This is a genomic window from Bradyrhizobium sp. SZCCHNR2028 (assembly GCF_032380995.1).
Classification (GTDB): Bacteria; Pseudomonadota; Alphaproteobacteria; order Rhizobiales; family Xanthobacteraceae; genus Bradyrhizobium.
On the sequence record NZ_JAUHJF010000015.1, the window covers coordinates 83,121 to 96,370 of the forward strand.

Consider the following 13,250-nt stretch of genomic DNA (forward strand, 5'->3'; position numbering starts at 1 on the left):
ATGTGCGGCCCATGGCGGCCGCATCGCAAGCGCGAGATGCAGCAGCTCGCAATCATCGAGATGCTGTCGGCGATTTCTTCGGCCGTCGGCCGCAGATGCTGTCGGGCGACAGCACCCCCCTCAGGCGCGAGGTCGGACGTTTCCTGGTCGCGTCGGCCACCGAGAAGCTGTCCTCCTCGGTGACCGAGATCAGCCGCCAGGTGCAGGAATCGGCCCGCATGGCGAGCGAGGCCGTCAACCAGGCGCGGCGGACAAACGACCAGGTGAGCGAGCTGTCCAGGGCCGCCGCGCGGATCGGCGACGTCGTCGAACTGATCAACACCATCGCCGGCCAGGCCAACGTGCTGGTGCTCAAGGCCACCATCGAAGCGGCGCGCGCCGGCGAAGCCGGCCGCGGCTTCGCGGTGGTTGCCACCGAGGTCAAGGCGCTGGCCGGGCAGACCTCGAAGGCGACCGGCGAGATCGGTCAGCAGATTTCCGGCATCCAGAGCGCGACCCAGGAATCGGTCGGCGCCATCAAGGAGATTTCCGGCACCATCGAGCGGCTCTCGGAGATCGCCTCGACCATCGCTGCTGCGGTCGAGGAGCAGGGGGCGGCGACGCAGGAGATCTCCCGCAACGTCCAGCACGCCTCGCAGGGCACCAAGGACGTCTGGTCCAACATCATCGAGGTGCAGGGCGGCGCCAATGAAACCGGCTCCGCCTCGTCCGAGGTGTTGTCCGCCGCGCAGGCGCTGTCGTCCGACAGCAACCGGTCGAAGGCCGGAGTCAGCCGATTCCTGGAGACTGTCCGCGCCGCCTGAGTGCGCACGGCCGCCGATGATAGGAGGGCGCGGCTGCGCAAGCTGCGCCCTTTGCTTTGCCCGCCGGACAACGGCAACCGCCCATGAATGGGGTCCAGCGATCCGTATTTCAACGGTTGCGGCACTTTATCTTAGGTTAATCGGCGACTGCGACAATGGACGCATCGTTTGCAGCAAAATTAGCCATGCCGATGCCGGCATGGCTCGAAAGACTCGCCATGCGTAAGAATTTGCCGGTCACCAACGTCGAGTATCCGATCACGGATGACACGCTGATCGTGTCCAAGACCGACACGAAGGGCAAGCTGACCTTCTTCAACCAGGATTTTGTCGACGCGGCCGGCTTCACCGAAGCCGAGCTGATGGGGCAGCCGCACAACATCGTGCGTCATCCCGACATGCCGCCTGAAGCCTTCGACAATCTCTGGACCACGCTCAAGGCCGGCCGACCCTGGGTCGGCGCGGTCAAGAACCGCCGCAAGAACGGCGACTATTACTGGGTGCTGGCGACGGCGTCGCCGATTTGCAAAGACGGCCAAGTCGTCGGCTACACCTCGGTGCGCACCAAGCTGCCCGCCGACCAGCGCGCGGAGGCCGAGCAGGTCTATGCGGCGATCCGCGAAAAGCGGCCACATGGTTACAAGATCGACGACGGCATCGTCCGCCGCCGCTCGGTGTTCGACCATCTCTCGATGTTCACCGGCACGATCGCGGCAAGGCTGCGAACGCTGGTCGGATTGCAGACGCTGTTCCTGCTCGTGCTTGGCGTCATCTCGTTCGGGGAGGGCGGGCTCGTCGGAATGACCGCCGTGGCGATTGCTGCCGCTGGTGTCGTGCTGTGTGGTCTGGTCGGGCTGCGTACGATGAACGTGATCGTGGCGCCGCTCGATCATCTGAACGAGACGATGGAGAGCATCACCCAGGGCACGCTCGACACCCGCATGCGCATCGAGCGCGACGACGAGATCGGCCGCGCCTTGCGTAACCTGCAGACCGTTCAGACGATGGTGCGGTTCAACGACAGGGAGCTCGGAGAGCAGGAGCGGCGCGCAGCCGCCGCGCGCAAGCGGGAGATGTCGGAGCTCGCCAACGGTTTCGAAGGCGCCATCGGCAACATCGTCAATACGGTGTCCTCGGCCTCCAGCGAGCTCGAGAGCTCGGCCAACTCGCTGTCGAGCACCGCCGTGCGGGGGCAGGAGCTTTCCACCACTGTTGCCGCGGCCTCCGAAGAGGCGTCGGCCAATGTTCAGGCCGTCGCGTCGGCGACCGAGGAGCTCACCTCGTCGGTCCGTGAGATCAGCCGCCAGGTGCAGGAGTCCGCGCGCATCGCTTCCGATGCGGTCGAGCAGGCGCGCCGCACCAATGATCGTGTCGGCGAGCTGTCGAAGGCGGCGACCCGCATTGGCGACGTCGTCGAGCTGATCAACACGATCGCCGGGCAGACCAATCTGCTGGCGCTCAATGCCACCATCGAGGCCGCGCGGGCGGGCGAGGCTGGCCGCGGCTTTGCCGTCGTCGCCTCCGAGGTCAAGGCGCTGGCCGAGCAGACTGCAAAGGCGACCGGCGAGATCGGCCAACAGATTTCCGGCATCCAGGGGGCCACGCAGGAGTCGGTCGGCGCCATCAGGGAGATCTCGACGACGATCGAGCGGCTGTCGGAGATCGCCGCGACGGTGGCGGCCGCGGTCGAGGAGCAGGGCGCAGCGACCGCCGAGATCTCGCGCAACATCCAGCACGCCGCCGCGGGTACACAGCAGGTGTCCGCCAACATCACCAACGTCCAGCGCGGCGCCAGCGAGACCGGCGACACCTCGGGGCAGGTGCTCAGCGCCGCGCGCCAGCTCTCCGGTGATAGCGAGCGTCTCAAGCAGGAGGTCGGCCGTTTCCTGCAATCGGTTCGCGCCGCCTGATCCGCGAGATGACGTAGCCGGCGACAGCGGCCGAGATTGCCCGCTGTCGCGTCCGATAGTCGAACGACACAGCCCCGACCGATAGCCGCGGGCACTGCCGATGACGCCGCGGCGAACCACGTCGACGTGGACGCTCATGCGTGCGCCGTTCGTCAGGCGGCGCCCCCGCTCGACCGGATCATCCCCCACCGTTGCAGACTCCCCACACCTGACGCCCCGGCCAGAAAGGCCGTTGTGGCGCCATAATCCCGCTAAGGTGCAGAGATTAACTTGTGTTAGATATTTATTCAACCAGCGGTACATTTAGTGGCAGGCAATGTGATTGCGAGCAGACCTTCGCGCAGGACCCTGGTGCTAACGGCCGCGACGGCCGCGGTCGCCTTGGGTCTCGATGCGGGGCTTGCCGTGGTTGCCGCCAAGCCGCGCCGCCGCACTGAGGATCCCGCGCACGGCTATCGCCGGATCACGATCGGCGAGGCGGAGGTGATCGCCCTCTACGACGGTGTATGGGAAAAGCCGCACGAGGCCGGCTTCATCGACAATGCCAGCATCAGCGACGTGAAGGAAGCACTGCGCGCTGCGGGTCTGAGCCCCGCCTTCGTCCCGGTCCCGATCTCCACCTTCGTGGTGCGGCTGAAGGGCAAGACCGTGCTGTGCGATGCCGGCGGCGGCGGTCAGGTCCAGGGTTACAATTCCGACTCGATCTTCATTTCGGGCCGCCTGCTGGACAATCTGAAAGCAGCTGGCATTCGCCCGGAGGACATCGACACCATCCTGATTTCGCACTTCCATCCCGATCATATTTTCGGACTGCTCGGCGAGGACACCAACGCGCCGGTGTTTCCCTCCGCCGAGATCATCGTGGCTGCGGCCGAATACAAATTCTGGACCGATGCATCTCTGACCAGCCGGCTGCCGCCGTGGCGGCAGTCGCTGGCGCGCCGCATCCAGAGCGTGATCCCGGGCTGGAAGAACGTGCTGCCGGTCGAGGGCGAGGACGAGGTGGTGCCCGGCATCCGCTTCGTCAGCGTCCCCGGTCATACGCCGGGGCACACCGCGTTTCATCTCAGCTCCGGAGCGGAGCAACTGATGATCTCGGGCGACACCGCCTATGTGCCGGCGTTGTGCCTGCGCCATCCCGAATGGCACGGCGCCTATGACCAGGACGGCGCGGCTGCCGAGGTCAGCCGGCGCAGATTGCTCGATCGTATCGTTGCAGAAAAGATGTTGGTTTGTGGATCTCATTTTCCGTGGGCCGCGTTCGGTCGGCTCACCCGCGATGGCGCCCATTATGCGCTCGACCTGCTCCCCGCGTGATCCCGAACCGGCCTCGGAAGAGAGGCTCGGGATCGCGCCATGACGACGCATTATGAGGTGCTCGGCGTATCGCCGCGGGCCGATCTCGACACGATCAAGCGGGCGTTTCGCCAGGCCGCCAAGGCGCACCATCCCGACCTCCGGGGCGGCGCCGATCCGGCGTCGGAGCATCAGCTCAAGTTGATCATCGTCGCCTACAACGTGCTGCGCGACCCTGACCTGCGCGCCGAATACGACGCCCATCTTGCTTCTGAGCGCGACCGCGTCCGCCGCGAACGCTGGGACGCCATCCTGCAGTTCACCGCGGCGACCGCCGTGCTCAGCGCGATCCTGATCGGCCTCGAGATTCTGCTCTTGCCCTCCGCCGGTGATTGGATGAGCAGGCCGGCGACGCGCTCGATCGTGACACCGTCGCCGCAGGCCCGATCGGGGCCGCAGCGCAAGGTCGCAGGTGAGACCGTCCCGGCGCCTGCCGTCCAGGACGCGACCGGAGCCGTGTTGCCGGTGCCGCCTTCGGAGGCGGAGGCCCCCGCGCTGTCTCCGCCGGCAGAGCCGAGAGCCGCAGAGCAGGTCGTCCCGGCTGCACCGACGACCGCCGCATCCTTCCTGAAGCGGGGGATGGACCGCAGCCGGCAGGGCGATCTCGAGCGCGCTGTCGCCGATTTCGACGAAGCGATCCGGCTCGCGCCCCGCAATGCCGATCTCTATCGCTATCGCGCCAGGGATCTGGTCCGCATGGGCCGCATCGACCGCGCGCTTGGCGATTTTGAGCGGGCGATCCGGCTGGATCCGAACGACCCGGTGCTGTTTCACGATCGTGGCCTCGCGCTTCAGCGCAAGGGCGATCTCGACGAGGCCCTCGTCGATCTCGACCACGCCGTGCGCATGGGCTTCAGCGATGCCGGAATGTACAGCGACCGTGGCGCGGTGTGGCTGGCGAAGGGGCGCTACGACCGCGCGCTCGCCGACTTCAACCAGGCCCTCAAGCTGGATCCGGAATTGGCGATCGCGGCCGCACGGCGGGATGAGGCTCTCGCGCGCAGGCGCGACCGGCAATTGGCCGGCGACGACGGCGCGCCTCCGGCGGCGGCGGAGACCACGGGCACGGTGCCTGCCGACGCGAAGCCCAGGCGTAGCGGGCGCTGAGCGCCGGACCGTGATCTGCGCTCCGACATCCGGGAGACGGCGAGCAGCGTTGTGCTCACACCCGTCGGCGCGACCGTTCCATTGCGCGGCGGTCTGCGATCCAGGAGCGCGCCATGAGCGTTTACGTTTCCGTCACCGGCTTCCGCCCGCATCGCGGCCTCAATCGGCTGGCGCGATTCTGGTGGCACACGTTGCGCGCCGTCCGCCAGGCGCGTGCGGCTCCCGGGAATCTGCGCGTCGAGCTTCGTCCGGTGAATGGCATCTATCATACGCTGACGGTCTGGACCGACGAAGCCAGCATGCGCGCCTATGTCAGAAGCGGCGCGCACCGCCGCGCCATGATCGGCTTCCGCGACCTCGGCGGCGGCAGGACGCTCGGCTTCGTGGCGGACAGCGATCCTGATCCTGATTGGGACACGGCCTATGCGCGCTGGCAGCGTGACGCCCGGGAGGTGTGAGGCGACGGAAGCGAACTAATTCGTCCGCCACTCCGGCACACCATCGGCGGCCATCGTGATCGTGCCGAGCGCGCCGACCGGCGTCCTGTCCTGATCCATCAGCCGCGCCAGCGTGGCTGCGTCCTGCGCCGGAACGCGCGCCAACGTGCGCGTGTCCTGCGCGGTGCGCAGCATCGCAACGCCATGCTCGACCTCGCCGTTGCGATCAAACAGCGCGGTGAAGCTTTCGACCCGGCCGCCGCCGCCGGCTTCGCTGACGAACGCCGGCGCGGCGGCGCGATGCCGATCGGCCTCGGCCTGCACGCTCACCTCCTGCGACAGGGACGACGGCGGCTCGCGCGAGATCACCAGCGCATGATGCTTGGTGACGAAGCCGCCCTGGCCGTACAGCAGGCCGCGCCTGGCGCCGCCGCGCAGCCGCCGCACCATCGCGCAGGCGGCGTGCGTCATGTAGGTGTTGAGCGGCGCGCCGAAGAAGGTCAGCCCGCCGGTGACGGTCGGCTCCACGTCGGCGCCGAGGCCGAGGATCCGCCGTGCCATCTTCGGCACGCAGGGAAAGCAGCTGTAGAGCTCGATGACGTCGAACGCCGCGCCGTTGCCGCCTACGAGTTTCATTGCGGCCCGCAACACGGCGTTCTGCGGATGACTCTCGGCGAACTGATCGCGCGTGAGGTAGTCGCGCGGATCCTCCGCCGCTGCGCCACCGAGCGGATAGATCATGCGGCTGTCGGCAATGCCCGCCGCACGCGCCTTGGCCAGGCTGGTCAGGATCAGCGCCGCGCCCATGTTGACCATGGGATTGGCGACCATCAGCTTGGTGTAGGGCCAGGCGATCGGGCGGTTGTCGGCCGACGGAGTCGTGATCTCCTCGGGCGCGAAGTGCCGCTTCAGCCAGGCGTTGGGATTGTAGGCGGCGACCGCGGAAAAGCGCGACCACAGCTCGCCGGATTCCGCGAGCGCCTGCCGCGGCGTCTGGCCCCATTTGGCCGCGCTCGCGACCTCGTAGAACGGATAGACCGAGACCGGGCGGAATACGCCGAGCTTCACCGCCAGCGGCTTCTGGAACGCGGCGCCGCGCTTCGGCTCCTCGACGTCGTGGGCGAACGGCCTCCACGGCAAGGGCACGCCGGCGCGGTCGGCCTTGGTCGCGGTCGATTGCGCCTCGGCGCCGCAGACCACGGCGACCTCGCATTCGCCGCGCGCGATGCGCAAGGCGGCCTCGTGCAGAAAGCGGATCGGGCTCTCGCCGCCGACCGGACCATAATGGCAGTGCGCCGGCGTCACGCCGAGCCGCTGCGCGAGAAGCTGCTCGGGATCGCGGTAGCGCCAGCTCAGGAAGTTGACGACGTCGAGCGAGCCGATGTCGTGGACGAGCTTGGCGCCCGCGTCATTTTCCGCACGGCGGATCGCCTGTTCGAGCAGCGTCAGCGGCTCGAGACCGTCGCCGATATCCTTGGGACGATCGACGATCTCGCCCACGCCGACGATCACGGGAATGCGGTCGGGGGGCAGGGTACTTGCAGTCATCGGCGTTTCCAAGAGCCGGCCCGTGACGGACCGTCATTGTTGTCTTGTCTCCGTTCTGTCATCGCAGGTTCGACCGCGCAATGCAGAAAATGCTGATGGCGCCCGCGCGCAGCATGGCTTCCGCTTCACGGCAGATGCGCCTAAAACGCTCGCTCCTGACGCTCACGCCGGAGTCTGCCGTGTCTGAACAGAACAGCTATGTGCCGCCCAAGGTCTGGACCTGGAACAAGGCCAGCGGCGGCCGCTTCGCCAACATCAACCGGCCGATCGCAGGTCCGACGCACGAGAAGGAATTGCCTGTCGGCCGTCATCCCTTGCAGCTTTATTCTCTGGGAACGCCCAACGGTGTGAAGGTCACAGTGATGCTCGAGGAGCTGCTGGCGCTCGGCCACAGCGGCGCCGAATACGACGCCTGGCTGATCCGGATCGGCGAGGGCGATCAGTTCGGTTCGGGCTTCGTCGCCATCAATCCCAATTCCAAGATCCCGGCGCTGCTGGATCGCAGCGGGACCGAACCGATCCGCGTATTCGAGTCCGGCGCGATCCTGGTGTATCTGGCCGAGAAGTTCGGCGCCTTCCTGCCGACCGAGCCGGCCAAGCGCGCCGAATGCCTGTCCTGGCTGTTCTGGCAGATGGGAGCTGCGCCCTATCTCGGCGGCGGCTTCGGCCACTTCTATGCCTATGCGCCGACCAAGATCGAGTATGCCATCGACCGCTTCGCGATGGAGGTGAAGCGCCAGCTCGACGTACTCGACCGCCGTCTCGCCGAAAGCGAGTATCTCGCCGGCCCCGACTACACCATCGCCGACATCGCGGTGTGGCCGTGGTACGGCGCGCTCGCCAAGGGCCTGCTCTACGAAGGCGGCGAGTTCCTCTCGGTGCAGGACTACAGGAATGTTCAGCGCTGGACCGAGCAGATCGCGCAGCGCACCCCTGTGAAGCGCGGCCGCATGGTCAACCGCGTCTCCGGCGATCCAAAGAGCCAGCTCCACGAGCGCCACGACGGCAGCGACTTCGACACCAAGACACAGGACAAGAAGACACAGGACAAGATCGGGCAGGGCACGTAGTTGCGCGTGTAGGGTGCACAAAGGCGCGGCGAGCTCATCGCGGCGTGCAACGACTGTGGAGTGAGCCGTGCCCAACGTCGTCCCTCGCCGGCGCCGTCGGTGGGCACGCGCCGCCTGACGGCCCCGCTTGCCCGCCCTGCGGTTCGATGCACGATTGCTCTTGTTGCACGTGCGAAGTCTCGTCCGTTGCCGCGCTGCGATGCCACGATTGCGGACGTTCACGGCTTTTCTCGCAGTCAGAGAATGTGCAACGATCAATTCGTAGCGGCCGTGCATGCCGCCAGATTTCGATGAGAGCCGGCGGTGATGACCGCGGGTTCAAAACGACCACTCCGGAGGGAGTTGCATGATCGACAGACGTGATCTGCTCAAGGGAGCGGGGATGGCTGCTTTGCTGGGCAGCTTCGGCACGACCCGTGCGCTGGCCGAGGAGACGGTGACGTTGCCCTTCGCCAATGGCGAGCGCCCGCTGGTGAAATATCCGCAGAAGCGACCGATGATCGGTCTGACCAGCCGGCCGCCGCAACTCGAGACGCCATTCGGGGTGTTCAATGACGGCGTGATCACGCCGAACAATGCCTTCTTCGTCCGCTATCATCTGGCGGGCCTGCCTTACGATCTCGATCCGGACAAGTTCACGCTCGCGATCAGGGGAAAGGTCGACAAGCTGCTCAAGCTGTCGCTCAAGGACATCCGCAAGATGAAGGCGACCGAGATCGTCGCCGTCAACCAATGCTCCGGCAACAGCCGCGGCTTCTTCGAGCCGCGCGTCGCAGGCGGCCAGCTTGGCAATGGCGCCATGGGCAATGCGCGCTGGCGTGGCGTGCCGCTCAAGACCGTGCTCGACATGGCGGGTGTTCAGGCCGGCGCCAGGCAGGTCACCTTCGGCGGCATGGACGGCCCGGTGATCGACAAGACGCCGGATTTCGTCAAGGCGCTCGACCTTGATCACGCCATGGATGGCGAGGTGATGCTGGCCTACGGCATGAACGGCGAGGATCTGCCGTTCCTGAACGGCTTTCCGCTGCGCCTGATCGTGCCCGGCTACTACGGCACCTATTGGGTCAAGCACCTCAACGAGATCACTGTCATCGACAACGTCTTTGACGGCTTCTGGATGAAATCGGCCTATCGAATTCCGGACACGCCGAACAATGCCGTCGAGCCCGGAACCACGCCGAAAGCGACGATCCCGATCAACCGCTTCACGGTCCGCTCGTTCATCACCAGCCTGGCCGACGGCGCAAAGCTCAAGGCGGGCAGGGCAATGCTGCGCGGCCTCGCATTCGACGGCGGAACGGGAATCAAGCAGGTCGCGGTCTCGACCGACGGCGGAAAAACCTGGACCGACGCCAAGCTCGGCAAGGATCTCGGAAAATATTCCTTCCGCGAGTGGAAGCTGCCGGTGAAGCTTGCCGCGGGGTCCCACGATCTCAAGGTGCGTGCCACGAGCAATTCCGGCGAGACCCAGCCGGAGACGCCGCGCTGGAATCCGGCCGGCTATCTGCGCAATGTCGTCGAAACCGTCCGCGTCACGGCGGCCTGAGGAGCATCACCATGCGTCGGACGTCTTTCCTCATCGCCACGCTGGCCGTCGGACTTGGCTGCCTGGCGGGCCGCCCCACCTCGCTCACGGCAGCCCCGGTCAACTATCAGGTTCCGCAGGAGACGGCGGCCTTCAAGCCGGGGCCCGATCTCGCCGTCGTGCAGGGCAATTGCACGGCCTGTCACTCCTCCGACTACATCAAGACCCAGCCGCCGATGCAGAACAGGAAGGAGTTCTGGCAGGCCGAAGTCACCAAGATGATCAAGGTCTATGGCGCCCCGATCGACGCGGCCGATGTCGGCAAGATCGTCGACTATCTCGCCGCGACCTACTGACTGCCCGTGCCGGCGGCCGGGAACGCTCAGGCGGCGCCCTTCGCCGGCGGGAAATCCATCCGGTCATTGGTGCGGCAATAGCGGTCGGCGAACATGCGCCCGACAGGATGGAACAGCTCCATCTCGACCCGCATCTTTTCGGTGTCCCACAATTCGTCGCGGATGTGGAAAGCGAGGCCTTCGCCGAGCACCAGCACGCGATCGCCATTGACGTCGATGAGCTGCCAGGTCTTGCACTCCATCGCGAACGGTGCCTCCGCCAACCGCGGAACGCCGATCATCCGCGACGGTGTAAGCTTGAGCCCGAGGTGATCCGGCTCGCCGATCCCAGGTGGAAAGTCGCCGCCGGTCTCGTGCATCGCCTGCGCCAGCGGCTCGTCGGTGATGTGGACGACGAACTCGCCGCCGCGGCGGATGTTGACGAGGGTGTCCTTGACCCGCCCATCGGGCCGCAGGTTGATCGCGAACACGCACAGCGGCGGGTCCTCGCCGAGCACGTTGAAGAACGAGAATGGCGCGGCGTTGACGATCCCGGTCTCGCCTCTCGTCGTCACCCAGGCGATCGGCCGCGGCAGCGCGAAGGAGGTCAGAATCTTGTAGCGCTCGCGCGGGCTGAGATCGGTGGAGAGGTATTCCATTTAGAGGCCTCTGGTGCGTCGGTTCCCCGACCGTAGTGGGCGGTGACGCGATGCGGAAGCCAATAAAGCGGGCAGGGGTTGCGCACATCAGCGCCGTCTTCGCGGAAATTCGATGTTCCCGGGAACGGCTCCGCCAGCGCTACGTTCGGACAGCACACGGCAACGACAAATGGAGGTCGCGCCATGAAACCAATGATCAGTCTGATTGCTTGCGCATTCGTCGTCTCGGCCACGTCCGCGCTGGCGCAGGGCAGCCCACAGACCACGCCGCCGCCGAGTGCGCAGAATTCCGGAGCAGGCATCCAGGGCGCGCCGGGCAACAAGAACGGACCGGGCACTGAGACGGGAAGCGGCACGGTAGGCTCGTCCACGATCAACCGCCATAATCCGGACGTCAGCGCGCAGGACCCGTCGAACATCAAGGGCATGCCGGGGAACAAGAGCGGCCCGCCGGCCAAGAAACCGCAGGACTGACGTCTGCGAGGGCGGCTGCGCGATTGCGCGGCCGCCCTTCGCATTTCGGCGGTCGTGCCGTCGCGCTGATTGTCAGATCAGGGAAGGGCGGCTGCCCCGTTGGTCACGATCAGATTGTCGGTATCTGCCGGGGCCAGCTCGCTCGTCGCATCGCCGCCGAGATATTTGTCGAGCGTCGCCTGGATCCGTTCCCGCGCCGTGTAGGGGCCACGGTCGCTCATCCATGTGTGCTGGAACTCGGTCTTGATGATGTCGATGCCGCTCTTCTTGTCGACATGCGTCGGCACCACGCCGGGGTCGGTCTTGAACTGCGGATCATCCGAGCGGAACGACAGGATCTTGAGCTTGTCCCTGATGACGAAAGGCACGCGCAGATTGTCGAGCGTCACCACCTGCGAGACGATGTTCGGATGCTCCTTGGCGAAATACATCGCGGTGTCGCCGCCATTGGAGTGGCCGACCAGGGTCAGGTGATCGTAGTCGGCATTCGGATGACGCTTCTTCATCTCGTTCAGCACGCAGAGGATGTTGGCCTCGCCCTTCTGGTAGACGTCGAGCCGGCCGACATATGGCATCCCGACCTTGGTGACGAGCGGCGGATCGGTCGGCAGGTCCTGCTGGACGCTGGCGACGAGGTAGCCGCGCGCGGCGAACACGTTCGCGAGGAACGAGTACTCGGTGTTCTTGACCGTGTTGCCGTTGCTGATGATGGCCACGGGCAGCCGCCACAGCCCGGCATTGGCCTTCATCTCGTAGTCCTTGCGCACCGCGACATCGACATTGATCGACCGCTGCCGCGCAGCATCGAAGAACTCGCGGCTCTCGTGCTGGATGCCCCACTTTGCCATCGCAAAGTAGCCGGCCACAGCCAGGGCAGACACACAGGCCAAAACCGTCACACCGCGCTTCATGGCATCCTTCCTGGGAATTCTCTCCGTTATGTGATGGGTGACAACGCCGGCGTCACGGGGGCGTGGCAGCCAGAGGCGGATTAAATTTCGGAAATCTTGGAGCGCAGCACGGAACGATCCCCGTCTGGTGAGCCGGCGCACCGGCTCACCACCCGCTGCGAGGGATCAGAATGCGGTATAGCCGCCGTCGATCACGAAGCAGTCGGCGGTGTGATAGGACGACGCCTTGCTCATGAGGTAGACGGCGATGCCGCCGAAATCCGACGGCTCGCCGAAGCGGCGCACCGGGATACGCGGCATGACGTTGGCGACGAACTTCTCGTTGCCCATGATGCCCGCGGTCATGTCGCTCTTGATCCAGCCGGGCAGGATGGCATTCGCGGTGACACCATAGCGCGCCAGCTCCACCGCGAGCGCGCGGCACAGCGCATTCAGCGCGGCTTTGGTCCCTGCATAATGCTCGTTGCGCGCGGTGCCGAACAGCGAGGCCAGGCTCGAGGTGGCAACCAGCCGGCCGAACGCGTCACCGGCTTCGGCGCGCGCGGTCATGTGCCTCGCGGCAGCCTGAAACGCATGGAACACGCCGTCGAGATTGGTTGCGAACATCGTGCGCCATTCCTCCTCGCTGCGCTCGATGAACGGCTTGCGGCCACCGCCGCCGATGCCGGCATTGGCAAAGCAGCCGTCGACCCGACCGAACGTGTCGAGCGTGGCCTTCATCGCCTCGTTGACGGAAGCGGCGCTGGTCACGTCGCAGATACGGGTGTCGACCTTGCCGGGCCCGGCGGCCATCGACGCCGCCGCAGCCTTGTTCTTCTCGGCGTTGCGGCCCCAGATCGAGACGTTACAGCCACTGGACGCAAGTGCCTGGGCAATACCGAGGCCTATGCCTCCATTACCGCCGGTGACGACGGCCACACGGCCGGTGAGGTCGAACATGGTCATGGGGTTCTCTCGGGCGTTTCCGTGATGATGTGAGCGCGCTGCGCGTCGCTTCGGTTATTTGGATGATGCAACCATGGACAAGCGAAGCGCAAAAATCAAATATGCTGACCGAACCGGGCTGCGCTTCGAATTTCCGCCGCGAAGAATGCAGCGACCGAAAAGCTCTTGAG

Annotated in this window: 12 protein-coding genes and 1 pseudogene; 9 read left to right on the forward strand and 4 right to left on the reverse strand. The window is 65.9% G+C overall.

Annotated elements, in window-relative coordinates:
* Positions 1–146: 146 nt before the first annotated feature.
* The 5 genes and pseudogenes from QX121_RS22330 to QX121_RS22350 all read left to right on the forward strand — a co-directional run.
* Positions 147–803: pseudogene (locus tag QX121_RS22330) on the forward strand (methyl-accepting chemotaxis protein); the annotation flags it as partial.
* Between the two features lie 218 nt (positions 804–1,021).
* Positions 1,022–2,713: a methyl-accepting chemotaxis protein gene (locus QX121_RS22335; protein WP_315776451.1), complete on the forward strand. Its 1,692-nt coding sequence runs from the start codon at positions 1,022–1,024 to the stop codon at positions 2,711–2,713.
* Positions 2,714–3,064: 351 nt separating this feature from the next.
* Positions 3,065–4,030 carry an MBL fold metallo-hydrolase gene (locus tag QX121_RS22340; protein ID WP_315737244.1) on the forward strand — a complete coding sequence of 322 codons (966 nt, stop codon included), beginning with the start codon at positions 3,065–3,067 and terminating at the stop codon, positions 4,028–4,030.
* Positions 4,031–4,069: 39 nt separating this feature from the next.
* Positions 4,070–5,176 (forward strand): J domain-containing protein, encoded by a 1,107-nt coding sequence (locus QX121_RS22345; RefSeq protein WP_315813047.1) that lies wholly within the window; start codon positions 4,070–4,072, stop codon positions 5,174–5,176.
* Positions 5,177–5,289: 113 nt separating this feature from the next.
* Positions 5,290–5,634 carry an antibiotic biosynthesis monooxygenase gene (locus QX121_RS22350; protein ID WP_315737246.1) on the forward strand — a complete coding sequence of 115 codons (345 nt, stop codon included), beginning with the start codon at positions 5,290–5,292 and terminating at the stop codon, positions 5,632–5,634.
* 15 nt (positions 5,635–5,649) lie between these two features.
* Here QX121_RS22350 and QX121_RS22355 read toward each other — a convergent pair whose 3' ends face one another.
* Positions 5,650–7,161 carry an acetyl-CoA acetyltransferase gene (locus QX121_RS22355; RefSeq protein ID WP_315813048.1) on the reverse strand — a complete coding sequence of 504 codons (1,512 nt, stop codon included), beginning with the start codon at positions 7,159–7,161 and terminating at the stop codon, positions 5,650–5,652.
* A gap of 179 nt (positions 7,162–7,340) precedes the next feature.
* On the opposite strand from QX121_RS22355, the gene yghU reads away from it, so the two are divergent.
* From yghU to QX121_RS22370, 3 genes are all read left to right on the forward strand, one after another.
* On the forward strand, positions 7,341–8,231 hold the full coding sequence (gene yghU / locus QX121_RS22360) for a glutathione-dependent disulfide-bond oxidoreductase (RefSeq protein WP_315813049.1): 891 nt from the start codon (positions 7,341–7,343) through the stop codon (positions 8,229–8,231).
* 346 nt (positions 8,232–8,577) lie between these two features.
* Complete coding sequence (locus tag QX121_RS22365; RefSeq protein WP_315813050.1) at positions 8,578–9,777, forward strand: molybdopterin-dependent oxidoreductase; 1,200 nt, start codon at positions 8,578–8,580, stop codon at positions 9,775–9,777.
* A gap of 11 nt (positions 9,778–9,788) precedes the next feature.
* Complete coding sequence (locus tag QX121_RS22370) at positions 9,789–10,112, forward strand: cytochrome c (RefSeq protein ID WP_315776456.1); 324 nt, start codon at positions 9,789–9,791, stop codon at positions 10,110–10,112.
* A gap of 26 nt (positions 10,113–10,138) precedes the next feature.
* Here QX121_RS22370 and QX121_RS22375 read toward each other — a convergent pair whose 3' ends face one another.
* The gene (locus QX121_RS22375; RefSeq protein ID WP_315813051.1) at positions 10,139–10,750 is read right to left on the reverse strand and encodes a flavin reductase family protein; all 612 of its coding nucleotides are present in this window, start codon (positions 10,748–10,750) and stop codon (positions 10,139–10,141) included.
* 183 nt (positions 10,751–10,933) lie between these two features.
* Here QX121_RS22375 and QX121_RS22380 point away from each other — a divergent pair, with 183 nt between their 5' ends.
* Entirely contained in the window at positions 10,934–11,224 is a 291-nt protein-coding gene (locus QX121_RS22380; protein ID WP_315772483.1) for a hypothetical protein, read from the forward strand.
* 77 nt (positions 11,225–11,301) lie between these two features.
* Here QX121_RS22380 and QX121_RS22385 read toward each other — a convergent pair whose 3' ends face one another.
* Positions 11,302–12,135 (reverse strand): alpha/beta hydrolase, encoded by an 834-nt coding sequence (locus QX121_RS22385; RefSeq protein WP_315757762.1) that lies wholly within the window; start codon positions 12,133–12,135, stop codon positions 11,302–11,304.
* A gap of 165 nt (positions 12,136–12,300) precedes the next feature.
* Positions 12,301–13,080 (reverse strand): SDR family oxidoreductase, encoded by a 780-nt coding sequence (locus QX121_RS22390; protein WP_315737254.1) that lies wholly within the window; start codon positions 13,078–13,080, stop codon positions 12,301–12,303.
* Positions 13,081–13,250 lie beyond the last annotated feature (170 nt).